This is a genomic window from Nonomuraea terrae, assembly GCF_044465245.1.
Lineage (GTDB): Bacteria > Actinomycetota > Actinomycetes > Streptosporangiales > Streptosporangiaceae > Nonomuraea > Nonomuraea terrae.
This window is the reverse complement of record NZ_JBITLL010000003.1, coordinates 564,911-588,622: the sequence shown is the minus strand read 5'-3', so window position 1 is coordinate 588,622 and position 23,712 is coordinate 564,911. Positions and strand designations below refer to the sequence as shown.

General features: G+C 72.6%; 23 protein-coding genes. 10 read left to right on the top strand and 13 right to left on the bottom strand.

Annotation, left to right across the window (positions count from 1 at the left end; translation table 11 throughout):
* Positions 1-80: 80 nt before the first annotated feature.
* On the bottom strand, positions 81-1,367 hold the full coding sequence (gene aceA / locus ACIBP6_RS15195) for an isocitrate lyase (protein ID WP_397052464.1): 1,287 nt from the start codon (positions 1,365-1,367) through the stop codon (positions 81-83).
* A 280-nt stretch (positions 1,368-1,647) separates the two neighbouring features.
* Here aceA and ACIBP6_RS15190 point away from each other — a divergent pair, with 280 nt between their 5' ends.
* Together ACIBP6_RS15190 and ACIBP6_RS15185 are read left to right on the top strand one after the other, a co-directional pair.
* On the top strand, positions 1,648-3,120 hold the full coding sequence (locus ACIBP6_RS15190) for a helix-turn-helix domain-containing protein (protein ID WP_397052463.1): 1,473 nt from the start codon (positions 1,648-1,650) through the stop codon (positions 3,118-3,120).
* A gap of 32 nt (positions 3,121-3,152) precedes the next feature.
* Positions 3,153-4,100 carry a glucosyl-3-phosphoglycerate synthase gene (locus ACIBP6_RS15185; RefSeq protein WP_397052461.1) on the top strand — a complete coding sequence of 316 codons (948 nt, stop codon included), beginning with the start codon at positions 3,153-3,155 and terminating at the stop codon, positions 4,098-4,100.
* On the opposite strand, the gene ACIBP6_RS15180 is transcribed toward ACIBP6_RS15185, so the two are convergent.
* Positions 4,081-4,665: a TetR/AcrR family transcriptional regulator gene (locus tag ACIBP6_RS15180; protein ID WP_397052459.1), complete on the bottom strand. Its 585-nt coding sequence runs from the start codon at positions 4,663-4,665 to the stop codon at positions 4,081-4,083. The genes ACIBP6_RS15185 and ACIBP6_RS15180 overlap by 20 nt on opposite strands.
* A gap of 88 nt (positions 4,666-4,753) precedes the next feature.
* Here ACIBP6_RS15180 and ACIBP6_RS15175 point away from each other — a divergent pair, with 88 nt between their 5' ends.
* Positions 4,754-5,923, top strand: coding sequence for an MFS transporter (locus ACIBP6_RS15175; RefSeq protein WP_397052458.1), 1,170 nt, complete (start codon positions 4,754-4,756; stop codon positions 5,921-5,923).
* A gap of 99 nt (positions 5,924-6,022) precedes the next feature.
* On the opposite strand, the gene ACIBP6_RS15170 is transcribed toward ACIBP6_RS15175, so the two are convergent.
* The gene (locus ACIBP6_RS15170; protein ID WP_397052456.1) at positions 6,023-7,114 is read right to left on the bottom strand and encodes a PP2C family protein-serine/threonine phosphatase; all 1,092 of its coding nucleotides are present in this window, start codon (positions 7,112-7,114) and stop codon (positions 6,023-6,025) included.
* A gap of 280 nt (positions 7,115-7,394) precedes the next feature.
* Here ACIBP6_RS15170 and ACIBP6_RS15165 point away from each other — a divergent pair, with 280 nt between their 5' ends.
* From ACIBP6_RS15165 to ACIBP6_RS15150, 4 genes are read left to right on the top strand one after another with little or no spacing between them, the layout of a single operon-like run.
* Positions 7,395-8,396 carry a hypothetical protein gene (locus ACIBP6_RS15165; protein ID WP_397052454.1) on the top strand — a complete coding sequence of 334 codons (1,002 nt, stop codon included), beginning with the start codon at positions 7,395-7,397 and terminating at the stop codon, positions 8,394-8,396.
* Positions 8,393-9,685, top strand: a complete 1,293-nt coding sequence (locus tag ACIBP6_RS15160; RefSeq protein WP_397052452.1) for a hypothetical protein — start codon at positions 8,393-8,395, stop codon at positions 9,683-9,685. The genes ACIBP6_RS15165 and ACIBP6_RS15160 overlap by 4 nt, the downstream gene beginning before the upstream one ends.
* A complete protein-coding gene (locus tag ACIBP6_RS15155; protein ID WP_397052451.1) occupies positions 9,682-10,071 on the top strand; it encodes a hypothetical protein in 390 nt (129 codons plus the stop codon). Before ACIBP6_RS15160 ends, ACIBP6_RS15155 begins: the two co-directional genes overlap by 4 nt.
* Positions 10,068-10,649 carry a hypothetical protein gene (locus tag ACIBP6_RS15150; RefSeq protein ID WP_397052449.1) on the top strand — a complete coding sequence of 194 codons (582 nt, stop codon included), beginning with the start codon at positions 10,068-10,070 and terminating at the stop codon, positions 10,647-10,649. The genes ACIBP6_RS15155 and ACIBP6_RS15150 overlap by 4 nt, the downstream gene beginning before the upstream one ends.
* On the opposite strand, the gene ACIBP6_RS15145 is transcribed toward ACIBP6_RS15150, so the two are convergent.
* Positions 10,646-11,689 (bottom strand): endo-1,4-beta-xylanase, encoded by a 1,044-nt coding sequence (locus tag ACIBP6_RS15145; RefSeq protein ID WP_397052447.1) that lies wholly within the window; start codon positions 11,687-11,689, stop codon positions 10,646-10,648. The two genes, ACIBP6_RS15150 and ACIBP6_RS15145, sit on opposite strands and share 4 nt — an antisense overlap.
* Positions 11,690-11,917: 228 nt before the next feature.
* Between ACIBP6_RS15145 and ACIBP6_RS15140 the strand changes: the two genes are divergently transcribed.
* Positions 11,918-13,573 carry an FAD-binding protein gene (locus ACIBP6_RS15140; protein ID WP_397052446.1) on the top strand — a complete coding sequence of 552 codons (1,656 nt, stop codon included), beginning with the start codon at positions 11,918-11,920 and terminating at the stop codon, positions 13,571-13,573.
* Here ACIBP6_RS15140 and ACIBP6_RS15135 read toward each other — a convergent pair.
* From ACIBP6_RS15135 to ACIBP6_RS15125, 3 genes are read right to left on the bottom strand one after another with little or no spacing between them, the layout of a single operon-like run.
* The gene (locus tag ACIBP6_RS15135) at positions 13,560-13,700 is read right to left on the bottom strand and encodes a hypothetical protein (RefSeq protein WP_397052444.1); all 141 of its coding nucleotides are present in this window, start codon (positions 13,698-13,700) and stop codon (positions 13,560-13,562) included. The two genes, ACIBP6_RS15140 and ACIBP6_RS15135, sit on opposite strands and share 14 nt — an antisense overlap.
* Positions 13,701-14,387 carry a TetR/AcrR family transcriptional regulator gene (locus tag ACIBP6_RS15130; RefSeq protein WP_397052443.1) on the bottom strand — a complete coding sequence of 229 codons (687 nt, stop codon included), beginning with the start codon at positions 14,385-14,387 and terminating at the stop codon, positions 13,701-13,703. It lies immediately after the preceding gene.
* On the bottom strand, positions 14,381-15,619 hold the full coding sequence (locus ACIBP6_RS15125) for a cytochrome P450 (protein WP_397052441.1): 1,239 nt from the start codon (positions 15,617-15,619) through the stop codon (positions 14,381-14,383). Before ACIBP6_RS15125 ends, ACIBP6_RS15130 begins: the two co-directional genes overlap by 7 nt.
* 95 nt (positions 15,620-15,714) lie before the next feature.
* Here ACIBP6_RS15125 and ACIBP6_RS15120 point away from each other — a divergent pair, with 95 nt between their 5' ends.
* Complete coding sequence (locus ACIBP6_RS15120; RefSeq protein ID WP_397052439.1) at positions 15,715-17,055, top strand: mannitol dehydrogenase family protein; 1,341 nt, start codon at positions 15,715-15,717, stop codon at positions 17,053-17,055.
* Here ACIBP6_RS15120 and ACIBP6_RS15115 read toward each other — a convergent pair.
* Both ACIBP6_RS15115 and ACIBP6_RS15110 read right to left on the bottom strand, forming a co-directional pair.
* Positions 17,039-18,004, bottom strand: coding sequence for an NAD(P)-dependent alcohol dehydrogenase (locus ACIBP6_RS15115; protein ID WP_397052437.1), 966 nt, complete (start codon positions 18,002-18,004; stop codon positions 17,039-17,041). The two genes, ACIBP6_RS15120 and ACIBP6_RS15115, sit on opposite strands and share 17 nt — an antisense overlap.
* A gap of 9 nt (positions 18,005-18,013) precedes the next feature.
* The gene (locus ACIBP6_RS15110; protein ID WP_397052435.1) at positions 18,014-18,637 is read right to left on the bottom strand and encodes a hypothetical protein; all 624 of its coding nucleotides are present in this window, start codon (positions 18,635-18,637) and stop codon (positions 18,014-18,016) included.
* A gap of 98 nt (positions 18,638-18,735) precedes the next feature.
* Here ACIBP6_RS15110 and ACIBP6_RS15105 point away from each other — a divergent pair, with 98 nt between their 5' ends.
* On the top strand, positions 18,736-19,710 hold the full coding sequence (locus ACIBP6_RS15105) for a GlxA family transcriptional regulator (protein WP_397052433.1): 975 nt from the start codon (positions 18,736-18,738) through the stop codon (positions 19,708-19,710).
* Positions 19,711-19,720: 10 nt separating this feature from the next.
* On the opposite strand, the gene ACIBP6_RS15100 is transcribed toward ACIBP6_RS15105, so the two are convergent.
* From ACIBP6_RS15100 to ACIBP6_RS15085, 4 genes are read right to left on the bottom strand one after another with little or no spacing between them, the layout of a single operon-like run.
* Positions 19,721-20,302, bottom strand: coding sequence for a GTP-binding protein (locus ACIBP6_RS15100; RefSeq protein WP_397052432.1), 582 nt, complete (start codon positions 20,300-20,302; stop codon positions 19,721-19,723).
* The gene (locus tag ACIBP6_RS15095) at positions 20,283-20,633 is read right to left on the bottom strand and encodes a DUF742 domain-containing protein (RefSeq protein WP_132612766.1); all 351 of its coding nucleotides are present in this window, start codon (positions 20,631-20,633) and stop codon (positions 20,283-20,285) included. The genes ACIBP6_RS15100 and ACIBP6_RS15095 overlap by 20 nt, the downstream gene beginning before the upstream one ends.
* The gene (locus tag ACIBP6_RS15090; protein WP_397052430.1) at positions 20,623-21,054 is read right to left on the bottom strand and encodes a roadblock/LC7 domain-containing protein; all 432 of its coding nucleotides are present in this window, start codon (positions 21,052-21,054) and stop codon (positions 20,623-20,625) included. The genes ACIBP6_RS15095 and ACIBP6_RS15090 overlap by 11 nt, the downstream gene beginning before the upstream one ends.
* Entirely contained in the window at positions 21,035-23,446 is a 2,412-nt protein-coding gene (locus ACIBP6_RS15085; protein WP_397052428.1) for a sensor histidine kinase, read from the bottom strand. The genes ACIBP6_RS15090 and ACIBP6_RS15085 overlap by 20 nt, the downstream gene beginning before the upstream one ends.
* Between the last annotated feature and the right edge of the window lie 266 nt (positions 23,447-23,712).

The window sequence follows — 23,712 nt, the reverse complement described above, 5'->3', positions numbered from 1 at the left end:
GCGCCAGTGCTGGGGGGACTGGCGCGGCCGTCGCCGGGGAGCCCTCGCATGCCCTGGAGGAGTCCGGCGAGCTCATATGGTCAGCCGTGGAACTGCTCCTCCTCCGTGGAGCCCTTGAGCGCGGTGGTCGAGGAGTCGGGTGCGACCGCGGTGCTGACCAGGTCGAAGTAGCCGGTGCCGACCTCGCGCTGGTGCCGGGTGGCGGTGTAGCCGCGCCGCTCGGCCGCGAACTCGGCCTCCTGCAGCTCGACGTACGCCGACATGCCGTCGGTGGCGTACCCCTGGGCGAGGTCGAACATGGAGTAGTTGAGCGAGTGGAACCCGGCGAGGGTGATGAACTGGAACTTGTACCCCATGTGCCCCAGCTCGCGCTGGAACTTCGCGATGGTGGAGTCGTCGAGGTGTTTCTTCCAGTTGAACGAGGGCGAGCAGTTGTAGGCGAGCATCTGGTCCGGGTACTCGGCCTTGATCGCCTCGGCGAACGCGCGTGCCACGTCCAGGTCCGGCGTGCCGGTCTCCATCCAGAGCAGGTCGGAGTACGGCGCGTACGCCAGGCCGCGCGCCACGCAGGCCTCCAGGCCGTTCCTGACCCGGTAGAAGCCCTCGGCGGTGCGCTCGCCGGTGATGAACCGCTGGTCGAGCGGGTCCACGTCACTGGTCAGCAGCGTCGCGGCCTGGGCGTCGGTCCGCGCGACGATCAGTGACGGCACGCCGCACACGTCGGCGGCGAGCCGGGCGGCGTTCAGGGTCTTGATGTGGTGGCCGGTCGGGATCAGCACCTTGCCGCCCAGGTGGCCGCACTTCTTCTCGGAGGCGAGCTGGTCCTCCCAGTGCACGCCCGCGGCGCCGGCCGCGATCATGCCCTTCATGAGCTCGAACGCGTTGAGCACGCCGCCGAAGCCGGCCTCGGCGTCGGCGACGATCGGCGCCAGCCAGTGCGGCGCGTCCTCGACGCCCTCCGACCAGGTGATCTGGTCGGCGCGCAGCAGCGCGTTGTTGATCCGCCGGACGACCGCCGGCACGGAGTTCGCCGGGTAGAGGCTCTGGTCGGGGTAGGTGTGCCCGCCCAGGTTCGCGTCGGCGGCCACCTGCCAGCCCGACAGGTAGATCGCCTTGAGCCCCGCCCGCACCTGCTGCACCGCCTGGTTGCCGGTGAGCGCGCCGAGCGAGGAGACGAAGTCCTCGGTGTGGAGCAGGCTCCACAGCCGCTCGGCGCCGAGCCGGGCGAGTGTGTGCTCCTCCTGGACGCTGCCGCGCAACCTGATGACGTCCTCGGCGGTGTAGGTGCGCTCGATGCCCTCCCAGCGAGGGCTGTTGTCCCATTCGTTCCGCAGCTGCTCAGCAGCTCCCTTGAGGCGATCTGTCACTGTTCACTCCTTTGCCGTCCCCTGGGGGCCTACGGCGAGTTTCTGCCCCAGAGGACCGGGTCAACAGCCCACAGCCGGAAGAACATTCGTAGAAATTCCGTCACTGTGCATTACTCACGGGTATTCAGTAGCGAAGAAATCGCAAGTTTTACCAATGGCCTAGACCAATGTCCCGGGGAGAACGGGGATGCCGGAGCTCCGGCGCCCGCGGGCAAGGCCGGCGCGACTGGCCGGGCGCGAAGTCTGGAAAATGGCCCGATTTTCTGTCTAAGATGCCGCCATGGTCTCCTTGCTGGGCGAAGAACCGCTGTCTTTGACGCAGGAGCTCGATCTCATCGCGTTTGGCCAGCGCCTGCGCCACCTGCGCAAACAGCGCGGCCTCACGCTGTCCGACCTGGGATCCCGCGTCGGGCGCGCCCCCAGCCAGCTCTCGCTGCTGGAGAACGGAAAGCGCGAGCCCAAGCTCTCTCTGCTCAAGTCGCTGGCCGCCGCCCTCGGCGTACCGGTCGAGGAGCTGCTGCGCCGCCAGCCGCCCAACCGCCGCGCCCAGCTGGAGATCGCGCTGGAGGAGGCGCAGCGCGACCCCCTCTACGCCGGGCTCGGGCTGCCCCGCCTGAAGGTCTCCGCGCGCGTGCCCAACGACGTGCTGGAGCACATCCTCGGCCTGTACGGCGAGCTGCGCGCCCGGCAGGCCCGCGGCACCGCCACCCCCGAGGAGGCCAGGGTCGCCAACGCCGAGCTGCGCCGGCGGCAGCGCGAGGTGGGCAACTACTTCCCCGACATCGAGAAGGCCGCCGCCGAGGCGCTCGACGCGGTCGGCTACCGTACGGGCGCCCTGTCGCAGAGCACGATCCAGGGCCTGGTCACGCACTTCGGCTACACCGTGCACACCGCCCAGGACCTGCCGCGCTCGGTGCGGTCCATCACCGACCTGCGCAACCGCCGCATCTACGTCAAGCACGAGCAGCTCGGCATGCACACCCCGCGCACGATCCTGCTGCAGACGCTCGGCCACCTCGCGCTCGGCCACGACCGGCCGCGCGACTTCGCCGACTTCCTGCGTCAGCGCACCGAGGCCAACTACTTCGCCGCCGCCGTGCTCGTGCCCGAGAGGGCCGCCGCGCTCTACCTGCAGGAGGCCAAGGCGGCGCGGGCCCTGTCGGTGGAGGACCTGCGCGACGTGTTCGCGGTGTCGTACGAGATGGCCGCCCACCGCTTCACCAACCTCGCCACCCACCACCTGGGGCTCGCCTGCCACTTCGTGCGCAACGACGCCAGCGGCACCATCTACAAGGCCTACGAGAACGACGGCATCGTCTTCCCCGCCGACGAGCAGGGGGCCATCGAGGGGCAGCGGATGTGCCTGCAGTGGTCGGGGAGGCAGGTGTTCGCCTCACCCGACCGGTTCTCGGTGTACTACCAGTACTCCGACTCACCCACGGGTACGTACTTCTGTGTGGCCCACGTCGATCCGTCGAGGGAACGGGATTTCGCCATCACACTCGGAGTGCCGTACAAGGAGTCGCGCTGGTTCCGGGGGCGCGAGACCACCCACCGCACCAAGTCCAACTGCCCGAACGGCGACTGCTGCCGGCGCCCGCCCGCCGAGCTGGCCGAGCGCTGGGAGGGCTACGCCTGGCCGTCCGCGCGGGCCAACTCCCACGTGCTGGCCGCGCTGCCGCCCGGGTCGTTCCCGGGGGTGGACGAGGCCGACGTCTACACGTTCCTGGAGCGGCACGCCACCACCACATAAGCTGACATGTGGGGATACGGGGGGAGGCTCGCATGCTTCCTGAAGTGCAAGGATGGTTGCGACGCCGTACTTCGTCCGCCGGAGACTGGAACATCCGGGACCTGGCGGCCGCCAAAGGGGCGACCACGGTCAGCGTGGTGCTCCCGGCCCGCGACGAGCGCGAAACCGTGGGGCAGATCGTCGGAGTGATCCGGCGGGAGCTCGACGCGCTCGTGGACGAGGTCGTCGTCATCGACTCGCGCTCCAGCGACGACACGGCCCAGGTGGCCGCGCGGGCGGGGGCCAAGGTGCACGCCCAGGACGAGATCCTGCCCGACCTGGAGCCGCTCAGCGGCAAGGGGGAGGCGCTGTGGAAGTCGCTGGCGGTGACGTCGGGGGACGTGGTGGTGTTCGTCGACGCCGATATCCGGAAATTTCGCTCTTCTCTGGTATTCGGGCTTCTTGGCCCGTTGCTGGCGGATCCGAGGGTCGCGTACGTCAAAGGCTGCTATGACCGGCCGCTCAACGGCTCCCCCAACGGCGGGGGCCGCGTCACCGAGCTTGTCGCCCGCCCGCTCATCAACCTGCACTGGCCGCAGCTCGCGGGTTTCGTCCAGCCCCTCGCCGGGGAGTACGCCGGCCGCCGCTCGGCCCTCGAACGCGTGCCGTTCCTGACCGGCTACGGGGTGGAGATCGGGCTGCTGATCGACCTGCTCGACCTCGCGGGGCTGGACGCGTTGGCCCAGGTGGACCTGGGCTCGCGCGAGCACGCGCCGCAGTCGACCGAGGCGCTCGGCTGCATGGCCTGCCAGATCATGCTCGCCGCCTGGTCCCGCCTGGAACGCCAAGGCAAGATCACCGCCGGTCACTGCCCGTCGCGCCGTTTGGCCCAGTTCCGCCGGACGGAGACCGGGCACGACGTGTGCACCAAGGACGTCGGCATCGACGAACGCCCGCCCATGATCACCATCGGCGGCCGCCTCACCGGCTGGGCTGTGTGAGGGCGGCGGCGACGAACCCGGCGATGTGGTCGCGCATGGCCTCGTGGTCGTCGGCGTCCTCGCCCAGGATGATGCGGGCCAGCTGCGGCATCATCGCGGGGAACAGCGCCAGCCCCGTCAGGACGAACAACATCCGCGCCGTCTCGGCGGACGGCTCCTCGCCGCGCGCGGCCGCCAGCGAGGCGGCCTTGCGGGCGCAGCGCTCCACCCGGCTCTCCTGACCCGGGAGCAGCTCCTGGCCGCGGTAGTTGAGCGCCTCCCACATGAGCAGCCGCACCAGCTCGGGATGGGCCTGGTAGTAGTCGGCCCGCTTGGCCACGTAGTCGGCCGGATCGCCCCCCGGCAGCGCGATCTGGGCGGTCAGGTCGTCGAGCGCCTCGGTGATGACCGCGTCGAACAACTTCTCCTTGTTGCCGAAGTGTCCGTAGATGCGCTCTTTGTTGACTCCGGCGCGCTCGGCGATGCGATCCACGCGGGCGCCCGCCACGCCGTAGGCGGCGAACTCCTCCCGGGCGGCCGCGAGCAGGGCCGCCCGGGTGGCCGCGGTCGAGACCTTGGGTGCCATCCGGCCATCATAGCCACCTCCAACCGTATGGTTGCAAACCAACCATACGGTTGACATCCAACTAGTTGGTTGGCTACGGTCCCGGCTCATGACGCTCGTCTCTCCTGTTGTGGCGCCGTTCGGGCGCACGCTGACCGTTTTCACCCTCACCGGCGTCCTGGTCAGCGGCCAGCTGTACGTCGTGATCCCGCTGCTCGACGCCATGGCGGCCGGATGGGGGGCCTCCGCCGGAGACCTGACCTGGCTGGTGACGGTGTTCGGCATCGGCTACGCCGTGGGATTCCTGGCGTTCGGCCCTCTTTCCGACCGGTACGGCCGGCGCAGGCTGTTGCTGGCCGGCCTCCCGCTGGCCGCTCTGACGACGGCGCTGGTCGCGTTGAGCCCGTCCCCGGAGGCGGCCCTGGTGGCGCGGGCGCTGCAGGGCGGCACGGTGGCGATCTTCCCGCCCGCCGGCATGGCGTACCTGGCCGAACGCGTCGCGCCCGGCCGCCGGGTGGTCGCGATCGCGACGGTGACCGGCTCCTTCCTCACCTCGGCCGTGCTCCTGCAGGTCGCCGCCCAGCTCCTGGTGGACGCGATCGGCTGGCGCGGGCTGTTCGGCCTGTCGGCCGCCGGGTTCGCCGCGGCCGCCCTGGCGCTGCGCGCCGTCATGCTGCCGGACCTGCCGCGTGACGGCGGCGGCTCGCTGGTGTCGGTCTACCGGGCGGTGCCCGGCCTGCTCTTCGACCGGGTGCTCGGCCTGCGCTACCTGGCCTCGGCCATGCTGCTGGCCGTCTTCGTCGCCGTCTACACCGGCCTGCAGGTCTACGGCGTGGCCTCTCCGGCCCACCTCCTGGTCCTGCGCGCGGCCGGGCTGCCGTCCATCGTGCTGATGCCCTTCGCCATGCGGTGGCTCGGCCGGATCCCCACGACCACGCGCGCGGTGTCCTTCCTCGGCGCCGCCGCCGTCACCCTGGCGGCCCTCGGCCTGGCGGGCGACGCCGCCATGGCGCCGCTGCTCGCGCTCTACGCGGCCGCCATCGCCGGCGGCCTGCCCGGCCTGAACGAGGCCGTCTCCGCCGGCGCCGGCGCGGCCCGGGGAACGGCCCTCGCGCTGTTCTCCTTCATGCTCGCCGTCGGCAGCAGTCTCGGCCCGCAACTGGCCGCCGCGTTCGGCGCCTTCACCCCTCTCACGTACGGCCTCGCCCTCACCATGGCCCTGTCAGCCCTCGCCGTACGCATCTCCACGTCCTTGCCCCGCTCTGACCGATCCCGCTGACCACCGGCGCCGCCGCGTCCGCGAGCGGGCGGGTACGCGGCCCGCGAAGCTGACCGCCGGCCTGTCCGGCAGCGCGTGCACGCGCGCCCCGTACGAGCACTACCCCGGCTGGTGGACCGGCTCCGGCTCGACGCCGGCCTCGCGGGGGTGGGCATCGGTGGGGCGGTGGAGGAGGAGCATGGCGGCGTCGTCGGGGAGAGGGCCGCCGGCGTGGGCGACGAGATCGGCGCGGAGGGCGTCGAGGGCCTCCTGGGGGTCGTCGCGGGTGAGGAGCCCGGCGCGTTCGGTGAGGGGGTAGAAGTCGCCGGTCGCGTTCCTGGCCTCGATGACCCCGTCAGTGACGAACAGGATGCGGTCGCCGCCGTGGAACGGGACGCGATGCGCCTTGGGCGCCCCCGGGCCGAAGGCGCGCAGGCCGAGCGGCAGGCCGGCCTCCGGCGGCTCGACCGTGCGCGGCTCGCCGCCGGCGAGGACGAGCAGCGGCGGCGGGTGGCCGAAGTTCACCAGCGTCAGCTCGTCCTCGCGGACCTCGGCGATGATCGCGGTGACGAACTGCTCGGGGCCAAGGTGGCGGGCCAGGCTGACCTCCAGCCGTTCCCCGATGTCGGCGAGGTCGGCCTGGTCGTAGGCGGCCTCGCGGAACGCGCCGAGCACCCAGGCCGCCGTCTCCACCGCGGCCAGGCCCTTGCCCTGCACGTCGCCGATCAGCAGGCGCACGCCGTGCGGCGTGGTGACGATCTCGTACAGGTCGCCGCCGATCTGGGCCTCGGCCGCCGCGGAGGTGTACGACAGCGCCACCCTCAGGTCGCCGGCCCTGCGGGGCACGGGCCGCAGCAGCACCCGCTGGGCGGCCTCGGCGATCTGCCGGACACTCGCCAGCTCGCGCTCGCGCCGCAGGCGCAGGCGGGCGGCCAGCATGCTCGCCGCGGTCACCCCGGCGATGCTGACGACCGTGAGGTTGTTCTCCCAGGTGAACAGCAGGCCGTTGTGCATCGCCATGGGCACGCAGATGGCCAGCGCCACCGCGCCCACCATCGCGGTGCGCCGTACGCCGCCCGACACCGACGCGAAGGCCGGGCCCAGCGTGAGCAGCGGCAGGAACACCAGGGACCGGCCGGCGAGCACATCGATCAGGGCGACACCGAACATCACGACGAAGGGCAGCCAGCGCAGAACGCGCAAAGACCTCATCCGACCCCCGGAGCAGAACATCGACCGCCGCCTGACGTATCAGCATCCCGCACAGGAGACGCCCTTCTCAAGCCGGGGCAACAGCGTAAGCCTTCCGCTGTCAGGGGCGATGTCGCGCAACATTTCCCGGCAGCTCCAAAAAGATCTAAGGGCGCCGTCGCTTTGCCCCGGAGACCGGGTGCGCTGGATAGATTCGAGCGGACGGAAAGGAGCCACGATGGCTGTCGCGCACGCGGGTATGCGCCGATTACTGGCTGATTCGGGAGAACCTCGCGCATGGGTGTCCCTCAGGACAGATCTCGTCACGGCGTTGCTCGGGGTCTGGTTCGGCATCGGGCTGATGATCGACGCCTGGGCGCACACCAACCTGGCGGAGCTGGAGACGTTCTTCACGCCCTGGCACGCCGTGTTCTACTCAGGGTTCGCCGTCGTGTCGGGGTGGATCCTCTGGCAGGCGTGGCGGGGCGTCCGCGCCGGGCGGCAGGGGCTGGCCGCCGTGCCCAAGGGTTACCTGGCCGGGCTGCTCGCCATCCCGGCGTTCGCCGCCTTCGGCTTCGTCGACATGATGTGGCACACGTTCCTCGGCATCGAGACCAGCATCGACATCCTGTTCAGCCCCTCACATCTCGGGCTCATCGTGACGATGCTCCTCATCGTCACCACGCCGCTGCGCTCGGCGTGGCACGCCCCCGACGTGGGCGAGCGGCCGTCGCTGGGCCGCCTGCTGCCGGCGCTGATCGGGCTGGCGTTCGCCACCACGCTCGTGTCGCTCTTCCTCATGTACGGCGACGCCATGCAGTACCGCGCCGAGCGCGTCGTGGAGGCGTTCTCCCTGCTCGACGGGCCAGGCGCCGACCGGCTCGCCGCCGCGATGGTGCTCACCAACGTCGTCCTGCTCGCCCCCGTGCTGCTCCTGGTGCGCCGCTGGAACCTGCCGTTCGGGTCGGTGACCGTCATGTACGCGATCGCCGTCCTCATGCCGGGCGCGCAGACGGAGTTCGAGAACCTGCCGATCCTGCTCGGCTTCGTGGCCGCCGGCGTGGTGAGCGACCTGCTGATCCGGTGGCTGCGGCCGTCGGCCGCGCGGCGGGGGGCGTACTGGGCGTTCGCGGGGCTGTCGGCGTTCGCGACCTGGGCGCTGTTCATCGGGGTCGCCTCGGCCACCGGCGGCGGTCTGCCCGCCGTGCCCGAGCTGTGGACCGGCGCGCCGGTCATCGCGGGGCTGGTCGGCCTCGCGCTCGGGGCGATGTTCCTGCCGAACGCCGCCGCCGAGCGGGCATGACCCGACTCCTCCGGTTCCCCCGACTACTCTGCCTCGTCGCCGTCCTGGCGCTGGCGACGGCGGCGCCGGCCGCGGCGCACAACGTCACGGCCGGGGCCGATCTGCGCATCGCCCAGACGATCGCCGGCACCGAGCTGACGGTGGTGATCAAGGGGACGTCCCGGGTGCCGGGGCCGCTGCGGATCGGGGTGGTCGCGTACGAGCCGGTCACCCCGCTGCGGATCGGCCTGCAGGTCCGCTCGGTCGAGGACGGCCGCACGGTGACCGGCACGGCACAGGCGGCGCCCCGCGACCCGCCGTACGAAGAGCTCCCGGTGACCCGGACGGGCCCGCACGAGCTGACCCTGCGGGCCGGGGACGAGGTCGCCGTCATCCCCTTCCGCGTCCTGGTCGAACGCGGCTCGGCGGGGGACTTCCTGATCTACGGCGGTCTGTTCCTCGCCGGGACGCTGCTGGTCGGCGGCGTGCTCACCGGCGCGGTCGCCCGCCCGGGGTCGGCGATGCTGCTGGCCGGGGGCGCCGCGGCCGGGGTGACGGTGGCCGCCATGGTCGTCGTGTTCGAGTCGTCACTGCCCCCGCCGCCGCCCGACGGGGCCGCGCCCACGGCCGCGACGCCGGTGGGCGGGCGGCCGTTCGCGCAGGGGAAGGTGGCCACGGTGCCGGACCGGCCGGCGGAGGGGGAGGAGTTCACCCTGCGGCTCGACCTCGTCGACGGCTCGACCGGGCGGCCCGTGGACGACCTCGCCGTCCACCACGAGGCCATCGCCCACGTGGTCGTCACCAGCGAGGACGGACGGTACTTCCGCCACGTCCACCCGCTGCGCACCGCGCCGGGACGGCTGGAGGTCCGGCTGCGCGCCGACCGCCCCGGCCGCTACTTCGCCCACGCGGAGGTCGAACGCCAGGACTCCGGCGGCCAGCTCCTCACCGGCGCCTTCACGGTGCACCCCGCCGGTGATCCGGCGGGCGAGAGCCTCCAGGCGGCGGCCGCGGCGCCACGGCTGCGGCCGGCGGCCCCCGTCGCGGGGCGGCCGGCCACGATCGAGCTGGACGCGCCCGGCGACGTACGGCCCTGGCTCGGCATGACCGGCCATCTGCTCGTCCGCAGCCAGGACGGCGCGTTCATGGGGCACGTCCACGAGATGGGCACGCCCGGCTCCCTGCTGCGCTTCACCTTCAGCTTCCCCGAGCCGGGCCGCTACCTGGCCTGGGCCCAGTACGCGACCGCGGACCGCATCGTGACCGCGCCGTTCACCGTGGACGTCGCGGCGGCGGGGAGCGCCCGATGAAGCGGCTCGCGGTCGTGGCCGTGCTGGTGGCGGTCGGAGTGGCGCTGTTCGTGGCGGGCCGGAACGCGGCGGCGGAACCGCTCCGCACGAGCACCGCCGGAACGCGTTACGCCGCCACCGTGCTGATCGAGGAGCCCGTCACCGGCCGTGTCTCGATGGAGGTCGTGGTGGACGCGGGTGATGCCGACACCGTGGCCGTGTCGGCGGTCATGCCGGAGATGGGTCACTCCACGCCGGAGCTCACCGCCCGCGAGCAGCGGCCGGGCCGCTTCCTGGCCGAGGGAGAGCTGTTCTCGATGAGCGGCGTCTGGGACGTGTCACTCCGCCTCGACGGGCCCGCCGGCGAGGAACAGCTCATCGTCAAAGCCCTGATCAGCGACAGGTGACGGGGGCTGGCAAGCTGGACGGCATGGCGTTCGGGGTGCGGGAGTTCGAGCTGGCGTTGATGCATCGTATGCGCGATCTCAACCCCGGCCGGGTCGAGGAGGCGCTGGAGGCCATGGGGGCGTCCCGGGGCGAGCTTCGGGCCGCGCACTCCCACTGGACGCGCACGGCCCACGCGCCGAGGGCGCCCAAAGAGGCGGCGGCGGTGCGCCGGGCGCTCGGGCCGGCACCGTACCGGGGGAGCAGGACGGCGGGGAGCCTGCGCTGCCAGGTGCTGCGCTGGCCGCTGCCGTCCTGGCCGGGGCTGGAGTTCGAGGTGCTGCTCGGTCCCGGCGGGCAACTGTGGAACCAGTGGTTCGTACGGCCCTCCGGCGCCGCCGCGCTGACCTTCGCCGAGCTCGTCCCGTGGGCGTGCGTGGTGGCCGACGTGGGGGCGAGTTTCCCCGGCGCCGTGCACATGGACGGCCCCGCACCGCAACACTGGACGGTCGACTTCCCGTACGGCGGCACGACTCACCGGGCCCGGTTCGTCCACGGCCTCCTGCAGCGCCTCGAACCGGGTCCGGCCGGACGCGGCTAGCGGCGCTGACGGGGCACCGTCAGCAGCGCGTGGTACGCGGGCTTGGGCGCGAGGTTCTCGTCCATGACGCACGCGGATCCCTCGCCCTCGAACCAGCCGGGCACCCACGAGTGCCGGTCGGTGTAGCCCCAGAGGGTCATCTCCTCGCACGCCCTGACGCTGACGCAGTCGGTGAGGGCCCGGCGGTAGTAGTCGGCCTGGGTGGCGAGCTTGTCGGGGGTCACCGGCAGCACCATGCGCACGTCCAGCTCGGTGATGGCGATCTCCAGGCCGAGGTCGGCGAAGCGGCGCATGACGTTGGCCCAGTCGCCGGGGTAGTCGTACTGGATGCCGAGGTGGCCCTGGAAGCCGACGCCGTGGATCGGCACGCCCTCGGCCTGCAGGTCCTTGACGATCGACAGCGTGGTCTCGATCTTGGGCTGGTTCCACTCCAGGTTGTAGTCGTTGATGAAGAGCTTGGCGCGCGGGTCGGCGCGGTGCGCCCAGCGGAAGGCGTCGGCGATGTAGCCGGGGCCGAGGTGGGTGAGCCAGATGCTCCGCCGCAGCGTGCCGTCCTCCTCCACGACCTCGTTGACCACGTCCCAGGCCCTGATCTTGCCCTTGTAGCGGCCGACCTGGGTGGTGATGTGGTCGCGCAGGATCGAGCGCAGCTCGGCGGCGCCGATGGAGCCGTCGGCGACGCCGGAGGTGAGCCAGGCGGGCAGCTGGTTGTGCCAGAGGAGGGTGTGCCCGCGGACCTGCTGGCGGTTGCGGCGCGCGTTCTCGACGACGGCGTCGGCGTCGGCCCAGGTGTACACGCCGCGCTGCGGCTCGACCGACTCCCACTTCATCGCGTTCTCGGCGGTGACGTGGTTGAACTCGCGGTTGAGGACCTTGCGGTAGTCGGCCTCGGCGCGCAGCGCGGCGACGTCGACGGCCGAACCGATCTTGATGCCGTGCCGCTGAGCCAGCTCCCGCAGGTCGCGGGGCTGACTCGGGTGGGCGTGGGCCGGTAAGGGGGCGGCGAGGATGAGGGCGAGGGCGATGAGCAGCGGCTTCACCGAGATGACCTCCGGAGGGGATGCCGTTTCCGAAAGTTTCGGATATGTGACGATATTTTCACCGATCGCCGGAAACGTAAGCGCTGACGGGCGCTCCGTCAAGCACCAGAAGTCCTGATAAGTCACTTGATTTAACAAGTTGGCCGACTTACGCTGCAGCTTCCAACGTCTCCCGCATCCGTCGGAAAGCGCCCGTTCGACCGTGCACGCTCGAGCAAAGGAGCCGCGATGGCAGAGGAATGGGACAAGATCGTCGATGTGCTGATCGCCGGCAGCGGCGCCGCGGCCATGAGCGCGGCCATCACGGCGGCCGACAGGAAGCTCGACGTGCTGCTCGTCGAGAGCACCGACAAGTGGGGCGGCACGACCGCCATCTCCGGCGGCGGCTTATGGATGCCGAACAACCCCCTCATGCGGCACGCCGGCGCGCACGACTCCCTGGAGGAGGCGCTGGCGTACATGGAGGACGTCATCGGCGACGTCGGCCCGGCCTCCTCGCGCGAACGCAAGCTGGCCTTCCTGAGGACGGCGCCGGAGGTCGTGCGGTTCCTGCACCGGCACGGCGTGCGCTGGGCCCGCTCGAAGGACTACCCCGACTACTACCCCGACCGGCCCGGCGGCAAGATCGGCCGGGCGATCGAGGTCAGGCCGTTCGACGCCAAGCTGCTCGGGCCGTGGGCCGGGCGTTCCCGTGCGCTGGACGGCCTGCCGGTGCCCGTCATGACCGACGACGTGTGGCAGCTCTCCCGCGCCTGGTCCAGCCCCGACGGCTTCGTCCGCGGCGCCCGCCTCGTCCTCCGCACGCTGGGCGGCGTGGCGACCGGCAAGCGCCTGCTCGGCTCCGGCGGCGCGCTGGCCTGCTCCCTCATGTACGTCGTCCGCAACCAGCAGACTCCCGTCTGGCTGTCGTCCCCCCTGACCGAGCTGATCATGGAGGACGGCCGCGTGACCGGCGCCGTCGTCTCCCGCGAGGGCCGCTCGCTCCGCGTACGCGCCAGGAACGGCGTCATCCTGGGCGCCGGCGGATTCGCGCACAACCCCGAGTGGCGGCAGAAGCACCACGGCGTCCCCGGCTGGTCCTCGGCCCCCGAAGGCGATCTCGGCACCGCGATCGAGCTGGGCGCGCGGGCCGGGGCGGCGCTGGCCCTGATGGACGACGCCTGGTGGGGCTCGGCCTTGATCGGCCCCGACGGTCACCCCAACTTCGTCCTGTGGGAACGCTCGATGCCGTTCTCGATCGTGGTGGACACGCAAGGACGGCGCTTCACCAACGAGTCGGCGTCCTACATCGACTTCGGGCACGACCTGCTCGCCCTCGGCAAGCTGCCCGCCTGGCTGGTCACCGACGCCCGCCACGCCCGCCGCTACCTGTCGGCCGCGCTGCTGGCCGGTCGGCAGCGATGGTACGACGCAGGCCTGCTGCTCAAGGCCGGCTCCCTCGGCGAGCTGGCCGCCGGGATGGAGGTCGACCCGGCCGCGCTGCGGGCCACCGTCGAGCGGTTCAACGGGTTCGCCGGCACCGGCGTCGACGAGGACTTCGGCCGGGGCCGCACCGCGTACGACCGCTACTACGGCGACCCGCGCGTCAAACCCAACCCCAACCTCGGCCCCCTGGAGAAGGCCCCCTTCTACGCGATGCGCGTGCACCCCGGCGACCTCGGCATCGGCACCAAGGGCGGCCTGCTCACCGACGAGCACGCCCGTGTGCTGCGCGAGGACGGCACCCCCATCCCCGGCCTGTACGCCGCCGGCAACACCACCGCCTCGGTCATGGGCCGCACCTATCCGGGGCCGGGCTCGACCATCGGCCCCGCGGTGGTGTTCGGCCACCTGGCCGCCCTGCACGCCGCGGCAGGCCAGTCACCAGGCGTCATCGGGAGGTGAACACGGCGGCGTGGACGGCGCCGATCAGCACCCGGCTGCCCTCTTCGGCCGGCCGCTCGGCGGTCGCCGCGCCGATGCCGGTGGCGCCGCCGCGGACGACGATGCTCTTGTTCGCGAGGCCGCGCATTCAGGTGTCCGTTGTCGTCGGGGGGTCGTCGGGGAGCGCGGTGACGGGGGCGAGCCACAGCCCGACCACGGCGTCGATGAGGCCGACGGCGGTCGCCTCCCAGGAGGTGCGCGTGGTGGGGCCGCCCTCGTGCAGGGCCCGCTCACGCTCGGCCAGCGTGTGCACGATCAGCACGCGGCTCATGTCGGAGCGCTCGCGGTGGACGTGGCCGGGCACGCCGGGCACCGCGCGGCCCAGGCCCTCCAGCGTGCCGCGCATGGCGGGCGTCGCGACCGTCTCGTCGATGACGATCTCGCGCAGGGCCGGCTCGGTCGTGACCTGGGCCATGCAGCGGGCCCGCCAGCTCGGCACCCCCAGCGAGTCGAGGTGGCAGGTGAACGGCCGCACCAGGCAGGACACCCAGGCACGCAGGTCGGAGGAGCCGGCGACCTCGTCCAGCATCCGCACGCGCAGGTGCTCGACGGCGGCGGCGTGCCGGCGGACGATCTCGCGAACGAGGTCGGCCTTGGTGCCGAAGTGATAGCCGACCGCGAAGTGGTTGCCCTGCCCGGCCGCCTCGCTGATCTGCCGGTTGGACACCGCGGCCACGCCGTTCTCGGCGAACAGCCGCTCGGCGGCGTCGAGGATCGCCGCCCGGGTCGTGGCGGCCCGCCCGCCTGACTCGCGGGCGCGGGCGACGTTCACCATGCGACCGGCACCGCCTGCAGGCCGCCGACCACGAGCCCCTCGCGGCGGATCAGGGCCTCGGCGGGCTCGGCCAGGCGCAGCGTGGGCAGGCGGTCGAGCAGCACCTGGAGCACCGTCTGCAGCTCGGTGCGGGCCAGTGCCTGGCCGATGCAGGAGTGGGGGCCCGCGCCGAAGGCGACGTGCGTGTTGGGCCGCCGGTCGAGCACCATGGTGGCGGCTTCGGCGAACTGCCGCTCGTCGCGGTTGGCCGAGGCCATGCTGCACACGACCGTGGTCCCCGCGCGCAGCCGCTCGCCGCCGACCTCGACCTCCTCGCTGAGGTAACGCGGCATGCCGAAGCCCGGGTTGGCGTCGAAGCGCAGGCTCTCCTCCACCGCCGTGCGGATCAGCGCGCGGTCGGCCAGCAGCCGCTCCCAGCGCGTACGGTCGGCCAGCAGCATCGCCACCATCTTGCCGATCATGTTCGCGGTCGTCTCGTGCCCCGCGACCAGCAGCCCCTTCGCGGTGCCGATCATGAGCTGCTCGGTCAGCCGCCCGTCGAGCGAGCCCACGATGGAGATCAGCTCGCTGATCAGGTCGTCGCCCGGTTCGGCCCGCTTGGCCTCGACGTGGGCCTTCAGGTAGCTCTCGAAGTCGGCCTGCGCCGAGTCGATCTCGTCCTGGGTGAATCTGGTCAGGCTCAGCATGGTGTCGGACCAGTACGCGAACGTGTCGCGGTCGGAGTCGGGCACGCCGAGCAGGTCGCAGATCACCCACACCGGCAGCGGGAAGCCGAGCGAGCCCACCAGGTCGGCGGGCGAGCCCTGCTTGACCATCTCGCCGACCAGGTGGCCGGTCATCGCCTCGATGCGCGGCTGCATGGCCGAGACCCGCTTGGCGGTGAACGTCTTGCCGATGAGCTGCCGCCACGCCTTGTGGTTGTCGCTGCTCATGCTGGACATGCCGCCGAACACGCCGCCGGACTCGTTCGCGGTCACCTGGGCGGCGTCGGGCGCGTCGAGGTCGCGGGTGAAGCGGGGGTCGGACAACACCTGCTTCACGTCGTCGTAGCGGGTCAGCAGCAGCGCCTGGTCGCCGCTCGGGAGCCGGATCGGCGCCACGGGACACCCCTCCCGCAACCGCGCCCACTCCTCAGGCGGCTCCAGCGCCGTGGGGTTGCTGAACGGATAATCCGGTACGTGCACATCGGCGTTGCTCACGATGCCTCCCACGATCGTGGACCAAAGGCCCATTCAAGCCGCCCCATCATTTTAAGTCAATCGACTCAACTCAGTGCCGCCGACCCGGGCTACGGTGGAGGTGACGGAAGATCGTCCCAGGGAGACGTGTGAAGCCCCTGTCCCGCGCCGCCGACGGCCGTCCCGCCGCGCCCGTGCGCATGCTGCACCTCGGGCTGGGCGGGTTCTTCCGCGCCCACCAGGCCTGGTACACCGAGCACGCCCCGGACGCCGACCGCTGGGGCATCGCCGCCTTCACCGGCCGCAGCACCGGCATCGCCGAGCGGCTGGCCGCCCAGGACGGCCTCTACACCCTCGTCACCCGCGGCCCGGACGCGGACGCGTACGAGGTGATCTGCTCCCTGTCGGCCGCGCACCCGGGCGGCGACCACGACGCCTGGCTGCGCCACTGGCGGCGGCCGGAGCCGGCCGTGGTCACGCTGACGATCACCGAGGCGGGCTACGCGCGCGCCGCCGGAGGCGGGCTCGACACCGGGCTGCCCGCCGTCCGCGCCGATCTCGCCGCCCTGCGCGCCGACCCCGAGGCCCCGGTACGCACCGCGCCCGCCCGTCTGCTGGCCGGGCTGGCCGCGCGGCGCCGCGCCGGGGGAGGGCCGGTGGCGATCGTGTCGTGCGACAACCTGCCGGGCAACGGCGAGGTCACCGAGCGGGTGGTCGGCGAGCTGGCCGGGCTGACCGGGTTGACCGGCGCCGCGTCGTACGTGACCGCGATGGTGGACCGGATCACGCCGTACCCGGCCGAGGAGGACGCCGCCGTGGTGGCCGCCGCCACCGGACGGGCCGACGCCGCGCCCGTGGTGGCCGAGCCGTACGCCGAGTGGGTGTTGTGCGGGGAGTTCCCGGCGGGCCGGCCGCGCTGGGAGGAGGCGGGCGCCCGGTTCGTCACCGACGTCACCCCGTACGAGCGGCGCAAGCTGTGGCTGCTCAACGGCGGCCACTCGCTGCTGGCCTACGCCGGCTCCGTGCGCGGGCACACGACGGTCGCCGAGGCCGTCGCCGATCCCGCCTGCCGCGCCTGGCTGGCCGAGTGGTGGGCGGAGGCCACGCGCCACCTCGGCCTGCCCGGCCCCGACCTGGCCGCCTACCGGGCGGCGCTGCTGGAGCGGTTCGCCAACCCGCGCATCCGGCACACCCTCGCCAAGATCGCCGAGGACGGGTCGCGGAAGGTGCCCGTCCGCGTCCTGCCGGTGCTGCGCGCCGAGCGGGCGGCGGGCCGGATGCCGGACGGGGCGGTCCGGGTCGTCGCGGCCTGGCTGCTGCACCTGCGCGGCGGCGGCGTGCCGGTGCGCGACGACGCGGCCCCCACCGCCGCCGGGCCTGTCGGGGAGGCCGCGCGCACGGTGCTCGGCTTCCTCGACCCGGCGCTGGCGGCCGACGCGGCGCTGACCGACGCGGTCGCGCGGCAGGCCGAGCTCATCGCGAGACGGTGATGACGACGTTCCCCGTCTTCCGGCCGGTCTCGACGTAGCGGTGGGCCGCCACGATGTCGTCGAGCGGGTAGAACCGGTCGATCACCGGCCGGAACTCGCCGGACGCCATGAGCTCCGCGAAATGCCGCGCCGTCGCCGCGTCGTTCCTCGGCAGCGGGAACCGCACCCGCCTGCCGCCCAGCAGCGGGCCGGCCAGCGCGAGGAAGGGGTTCTGCCACAGCGGCCCGAGGTCCGACGCGACGTAGACGCCGCGCGGTTTCAGCAGCCGCCGGCACCGGCCGTACGTGCTCTTGCCGACCGCGTCGATGACGGCGTCGTAGCGCCCGGCGTCCTTCGTGAAGTCCTCGGCCGTGTAGTCGATCACCCGCTCGGCCCCGAGGCCGCTCACCAGGCCGGCGTGCACCGGCTCGCAGACCGCGGTCACCCGGGCCCCGGCGATCCGGAGCAGCTGGACGGCCGCCGAGCCGATGGCCCCCGTCGCGCCGTTGACCAGCACGTCGTGCCCGGCCCGCACGCCCGCGCCGCGGATGATCGACAGCGCGTAGTGGGCGCCCTCCAGGCCGGGGGCCACCTCGTCGTACGCCAGCCCGTCGGGGATGAGCGCGACCGTGCCGTGCTGGGAGATGGTCATGTACTCGGCGTGCGCGCCCCAGCCGACGTCGTTGTAGCCGAACACCCGGTCACCGGCCTTGAACGCCGTGACCTCCCGCCCGACGGCCACCACCCGGCCCGCGAACTCGTTGCCGAGGACCGCGGCCTTCGGGCGGACGAGCCCGGTGGACAACCGCCAGAAGAACGGTTTCGCCGCGCGTAACGCGCAGTCGGTGCGGTTGACCGTCGTCGCGTGCACGGCGACGAGCAGCTCACCGTCCTGGACCGCCGGTTCGGGCACTTCTGCGACGCGCACCACGTCCGGCGGTCCGTAGGCGGCGCGTACTGCGGCCTTCATGACCGGAGTCTAGCCGCCGAGCGGGACGAGAATCAGGGCGAGAATCGCCGCCCCCAGCGTGAAGTCGAGAACCGCGCAGAACTCCGCCATCGAGCGCGCCACGACCTTGCCGGACCGCCAGACGGCGACGTCCTGCACGGCGTGGCCGATCAGGGCCGCCGCCACGAGAGCGCCCCCGGCCTCGGGGGAGAGGGACAGCGCGAACACGGCGGCGGCCCCGAAGACCAGCATCGCGGGCAGTTGCGCGGCGGTGAGCCCACCTTGGCGCAGCAGCCCGGCGGTCAGGCCGAGGACGACGACGGTGACCGCGCCGGCGATCAGGAGCGGCCATGGATCCACGCCGAAAACCTTCAGCAGCGTCACCGCCACCACCGAGAACCCGAACAGCACCCACACCATGCCCGGCCGGTCGATCACCGCCGTGGCGAGGTAGATGAGCGCGGCCAGGTACACGACGAACCCGAGAGAGCGGCCGTCCCGCGCGTCCGCGAGGTTCAGCGCGGTGGCCGCCAGCCCGCACCAGGTGGGCCAGCGGCTCGCGAGCGCCGCGACCACCCGGCCCGGCGACGACCGGTGCGTGGGCACGGCCGGGGACTCGGCGGGGGCGATCCGGGCGTGAGGAGTGTCGGTCATGCTCACGATGCTGGAGCAGGGCGCCGCCGACAGCCGAGGCGCTGCGGTGATATGTCGTAAATATTGGGAGGCATGTCCTGTCGGACTACACTCGGCGCGTGAACGAGCGTCTGGTCGTCGTGGTGGGCTACGACGACGCCGAGCTGATCGAGATCGCCGCCGTCACCACCAGCCTCGGCATGGCGAACAAGATCGGCTCGCCGCGGGAGCCGTACCGGACGGCCTTCGTCACCCCGGGAGCGCGCCAGATCACCCTGCCCACCGGGCTGGCCCTGGCGGGCGGCGACGCGCTCGAACGCATCACCGGCCCCTTCGACACGGTGGTCGTCGCCGGCGGCTGGGGGCACCGGCGGGCCGCCGACGACCCGCTGATCGTCGCCCACGTGCGCCGCATCGCCCGCGAGAGCCGGCGCGTCGCGTCCGTCTGCACCGGTGCCGCCATCCTGGCCGCCGCCGGGCTGCTGGACGGCCACCGCGTCACCACCCACTGGCGCTGGGCCGGCGACCTGGCCGCCCGCCACCCCGAGGTGAGCGTCGACCCCGGCCCGATCTACATCCGCGACGGCGACCTCGTCACCTCCGCGGGCGTCACCAGCGCGCTCGACCTGTCGATGGCGCTGATCCAGGAGGACCACGGGCCCGAACTGGCCCGGCGGGTGGCGCGCGAGCTGGTGATCTACCTCCAGCGCCCGGGCAACCAGGCGCAGATGAGCATGTTCACCGCCGCGCCGCCGCCCGGCAACGACCTGGTCCGCCGGGTGGTCGACCACGTCGGCTGCCACCTCGGCGGCGACCTGTCCACCACCGCCCTGGCCGCGGTGGCCGGCGTCAGCGCCCGCCACCTGACCCGGCTCTTCCTCGCCGAGCTCGGCCAGACCCCCGGCCAGTACGTCCGCCGGACCCGCCTCGAAGCCGCCGCCCATCTGGTGGCGGGCACCTCGCTGACGATGCCCGCGGTGGCGGCCCGCTGCGGCTTCGGCTCGGCCGAGACGCTCCGCCAGGCGTTCGTCGGCGCGTACGGCGTCGCGCCGTCCCACTACCGCAACACCCACGCCCACAGCCGCCCCGGGTAGCCCGTGGGGGTCAGGGCCCTTCGACCGCATACGTGACCAGCGTCGTCAGCACCTCCTTGACCGACGCGCGCTCGCGCACGTCGCACAGCACGATCGGGATGGACGGGTTGAGCCCGAGCGCCCGCCGCACCTTGTCCGGGTCGTAGCGGCGGGAGCCCTCGAAGCAGTTCACTCCCACCACGAACGGGATGCCGCGCTGCTCGAAGTAGTCCACGGCCGGGAAGCAGTCCTGCAGCCGGCGGGTGTCGGCGAGGACGACCGCGCCGAGCGCGCCGAGCGCCAGCTCGTCCCACATGAACCAGAACCGGTCCTGCCCCGGTGTGCCGAACAGGTAGAGCCACAGCCCCTCGCGGATGGTGATGCGGCCGAAGTCCAGCGCCACCGTCGTGGTGATCTTCTCCTCGACGCCCGAGGTGTCGTCCACGCCGACGCCCCGGTCACTCAGCAGCTCCTCGGTGTGCAGCGGGCGGATCTCGCTGATCGTGCCGACCATGGTCGTCTTGCCGACGCCGAATCCGCCGGCGACCAGGATCTTGATGGCCAGGGCCGGGGCGACCGCGGTGGTCCCCGGCTCAGAGGCTGCGTAGCCCATCCAGCACTTCCCTGTAGATGCGTTCGTCGATCGTCTGCGCGGCCGGGCGCGGGCGCTCGATGCCGACCAGGCCCTCGCGCCGCAGGTCGCCCAGGATCACCCGGGTGATGTTGACCGGCAGCCGCAGGTGTGCCGCGACGTCCGCCACCGGCTTGGGCCTGCGGCACAGCGCCAGCACGGCGTGATGCTCCGGTTGCAGGTCCGCGGGCGGGCGCGCCCCGAAGACCGTCGTGACGATGGCCACCAGGTCGAACATCTCACCCTGGGGGCGCGCCCGGCCCCCGGTCAGCCCGAACAGCCGGATCAGCGGCCCGGGATCCTCACCTGTCACGGCCCGCGCCGTTCCAGACGGGTGCCGGTGCCGCCCCCCTCGGCTGCGCGCTCAGGTGCTCGCCGACCCGCTTGACCATCAGCGCCATCTCGTACGTCACCAGGCCCAGATCGGCGTCGCCCGAGGCGAGCACGGCCATCCGGGCGCCCTGCCCGGCCGCGGTGACGAACAGGAAGCCCTCGTCCAGCTCGATGATCGTCTGCCGTACGCCGCCCAGGCCGAAGTGCCGCCCGGCGCCCGCGGCGAGGCTGTGGCTGCCCGCGGAGATGGCAGACAGGTGCTCGGCGTCCTCCCGGGTCAGGTCGCGCGAGGCGCCCATGGCCAGCCCGTCGGCGGACAGCACGATGGCGTGCCGGACGCCGGGGACCCGCTGGGTGAGGTCGTCGAGCAGCCAGCTCAGTTCACTTCTGGAATCGGGCATCGGGATGGTCGTCCTTTCCGTTGCGCGCGTCGTGTTCCTGCCCCGCCTGGCTGCGGCCCTGCTGCCAGCCGCGTTGCATGGACGCCATGATCCGTGCGAGCTCCTCCGGCGAACGCTCCGCGGCCACGCGCCGGTCGGCGCGGGCGTCGGTGCGCAGCTGGGGAGCGAGGCTGGCCTGCGGTATCCGCATGGGCAGCCCGTCGAGGTCCTCGTCCGCCTCGTGAGCGGGCACCGTGACACTCCACCCGGCCGGCGGCCCCGGCCGCTCCGGTGACGGGCCCGGCTCGGTGGGCGCGGGGCGTCGTGGCGGGCCGGGCTCGAACCAGGTGGACGGCTGCGGCCCCGAGGCGACGGCCACCCCGCCGCCCTGCGGCGGCCTGGACGGCACGTCCGGGTCCGTACCCGACGTGGACGGCGCGCTCGCCGCGCCGAGCGCACGCGGCGGCCTGGCTCGTCCCGCCTGCTCGGCTGAACTCAGCGCCAGGACCGGCGTCAGCGCGGGCGGCTCGGCGGGGGAGAGCAGCGTGCTGGGCAACAGCACGATCGCGGTCGTCCCGTCGTACGGGGAGCGACGCAGCACCACCTTGATGCCGTGCCGCACCGCCAGCCGGGCCACCACGAACAGGCCGAGCCGGTCGCTGTCGGCCAGGTCGAACTCCGGCGGGTCGGCCAGCCGCGCGTTGAGGTCGGCGAGGCCGGCCTCGGTCAGCCCGAGACCCCGGTCCTCCACCTCGATCGCGAAGCCGTTGGCCGCCGTCATCCCCCGCACGTGCACGGTCGTGTCCGGCGGGGAGAAGACGGCGGCGTTCTCCACCAGCTCGGCGACCAGGTGGATCACGTCGGTGACCGCGCCGCCCGCCAGCAGCGCGGGGTGCTGCATCGGCACCACGGTGACGCGCGTGTAGTCCTCGACCTCCAGCACCGCCGCCCGTACGACGTCGAACAGCGGCACCGGGTCGCGCCAGCGGCGGGCGGGGGAGGCGCCGGACAAGATGATCAGGTTCTCGGCGTGCCGGCGCATGCGGGTGGTGAGGTGGTCGAGCTTGAACAGGTCCTCCAGGACCTCCGGCTCCTCCACCCGGCGCTCCATGGTGTCGAGCAGCGCGAGCTGGCGGTGCAGCAGCGCCTGGTTGCGCCGGGCCAGGTTGAGGAAGACCTGGCCGACGCCCTTGCGCAGGGCCGCCTGGCCGACGGCCGCCTCGACCGCGGTGCGGCGGACCGCGGAGAAGGCCTCCACCATGCGGTCGACCTCGGCCGTGCCGGCGGGCTCCAGCACGGGGGCCTCGGCGGCCGGATCCACGTCGTCGCCGCGGCGCAGCCGTTCGACCAGGCGGGGCAGCCGCTGCTCGGCCAGCTCGACCGCCGACCTCTGCAGCCGCGTCAGCTCGTCCACGAGCGAACGCCCGAACCGGAACGACAGCGCCAGCGACAGCAGCACCGCGGCCAGCCCCAGCAGCACGACGAGGCCGATCCGCAGGTACGCCCCCGTCTTCAGCTCCTCGCTCTCGGCCTGGACGCGGGCCAGCTCCGTCTGGGTGTCGCGGTTGATCGCGGCGAGCACGGTCTCGGCGTCGCCGCGCCACGCGAGTGCGCCGACCGGTGGCGTGCCGCCCGTGTCCCACGAGAACAGCAGGTCCTCCACGGCCTCCAGCCGCTGGTACGCCGAGCTCGCCACCAGCGTGTCGTACTTGGCCCGCAGCTCGGGCCCCACGTCGCGCCCCGCGTTGGAGAAGGCGAGCCGGCGGCCGGTCATCGCGGCGACGAACGCGGCCCGGTCGGTGGGCGTCATCCTGCGGTGCACGATCGTGCTGGTGAGCACGGCGTGCTCGCGGCCCAGGTACTCGGCGGCGGTGCTGTAGGCGGCCATGCCGCGCACCGCCTGGAAGGAGGAGACGTCGCTCAGCACGTCGCGGTCGTTGAACTGCCGGTTGGCCACGGCGATCAGGCCGTCGTACGCCTGGATGATCGTCAGCGGCGGCGCCAGCACGCCGCCGTCCGCCGACGCGCGCAGCTCCTGCAGCCCGTCGAGGGCCTGCACCATCGCCCGTACCTGCTCGGGCTGCTGCCCGCTGTCCGGGTCGGCGGCCACGGTCCCGATCACCTCGCGCAGCCGTGCCACCTGGCCGTCGGTGACCCGCCGCTGCTCGGCCAGCGGCTGGTGGGCCGCCGTGCTGCCCGGCGCCTCCGCCGAGAGCTGCCGCTCCCGCTGCAGCTCGACGATCAGCTGCAGCACCGGCGCGCCGATGGCCTCCCACCGGTCCTGCGTCTGCGAGACCGTCCTGATCTCATCGACGCTGGAGTACGCGATGAACCCCCATAGCGCCACCATGGAGACCAGCGGAAGCAGCAGGATCCTCAGCAGCTTCGTACGAATCGGCGGGGGCGAACTCATGCATCATGTCCAATTCCGCGCGTTCTGGTGCGCTAGGGCAGCCGTGATCCGGTACCGCCCCCCGAAGAATGTCCGCCACGACTGGCTACGTCTGTGACCCGTCCACTATGCCGATGGGGCACATGTACTTCAAGGTGCGCATGTGAGGAAAAATCACGAATGGCGGGTTGACTCTTTGTCAGCATACGGTTCGTGACGGTGACGGCCATCCGCTCACTCATCGTGACAGCCGGTTGTGCGGCCGCGGCGATTTTGTCATGCCCTTT

Coding starts and splice junctions, on each gene's coding strand:
- ACIBP6_RS15190 (WP_397052463.1), top strand. CDS start 1,648: ATGGTCTCCTTGCTGGGCGAAGAACCGCTGTCTTTGACGCAGGAGCTC.
- ACIBP6_RS15185 (WP_397052461.1), top strand. CDS start 3,153: ATGCTTCCTGAAGTGCAAGGATGGTTGCGACGCCGTACTTCGTCCGCC.
- ACIBP6_RS15180 (WP_397052459.1), bottom strand. CDS start 4,665: ATGGCACCCAAGGTCTCGACCGCGGCCACCCGGGCGGCCCTGCTCGCG.
- ACIBP6_RS15175 (WP_397052458.1), top strand. CDS start 4,754: ATGACGCTCGTCTCTCCTGTTGTGGCGCCGTTCGGGCGCACGCTGACC.
- ACIBP6_RS15170 (WP_397052456.1), bottom strand. CDS start 7,114: ATGAGGTCTTTGCGCGTTCTGCGCTGGCTGCCCTTCGTCGTGATGTTC.
- ACIBP6_RS15160 (WP_397052452.1), top strand. CDS start 8,393: ATGACCCGACTCCTCCGGTTCCCCCGACTACTCTGCCTCGTCGCCGTC.
- ACIBP6_RS15155 (WP_397052451.1), top strand. CDS start 9,682: ATGAAGCGGCTCGCGGTCGTGGCCGTGCTGGTGGCGGTCGGAGTGGCG.
- ACIBP6_RS15140 (WP_397052446.1), top strand. CDS start 11,918: ATGGCAGAGGAATGGGACAAGATCGTCGATGTGCTGATCGCCGGCAGC.
- ACIBP6_RS15135 (WP_397052444.1), bottom strand. CDS start 13,700: ATGCGCGGCCTCGCGAACAAGAGCATCGTCGTCCGCGGCGGCGCCACC.
- ACIBP6_RS15130 (WP_397052443.1), bottom strand. CDS start 14,387: ATGGTGAACGTCGCCCGCGCCCGCGAGTCAGGCGGGCGGGCCGCCACG.
- ACIBP6_RS15125 (WP_397052441.1), bottom strand. CDS start 15,619: ATGGGCCTTTGGTCCACGATCGTGGGAGGCATCGTGAGCAACGCCGAT.
- ACIBP6_RS15115 (WP_397052437.1), bottom strand. CDS start 18,004: ATGAAGGCCGCAGTACGCGCCGCCTACGGACCGCCGGACGTGGTGCGC.
- ACIBP6_RS15110 (WP_397052435.1), bottom strand. CDS start 18,637: ATGACCGACACTCCTCACGCCCGGATCGCCCCCGCCGAGTCCCCGGCC.
- ACIBP6_RS15100 (WP_397052432.1), bottom strand. CDS start 20,302: ATGGGCTACGCAGCCTCTGAGCCGGGGACCACCGCGGTCGCCCCGGCC.
- ACIBP6_RS15090 (WP_397052430.1), bottom strand. CDS start 21,054: ATGCCCGATTCCAGAAGTGAACTGAGCTGGCTGCTCGACGACCTCACC.
- ACIBP6_RS15085 (WP_397052428.1), bottom strand. CDS start 23,446: ATGAGTTCGCCCCCGCCGATTCGTACGAAGCTGCTGAGGATCCTGCTG.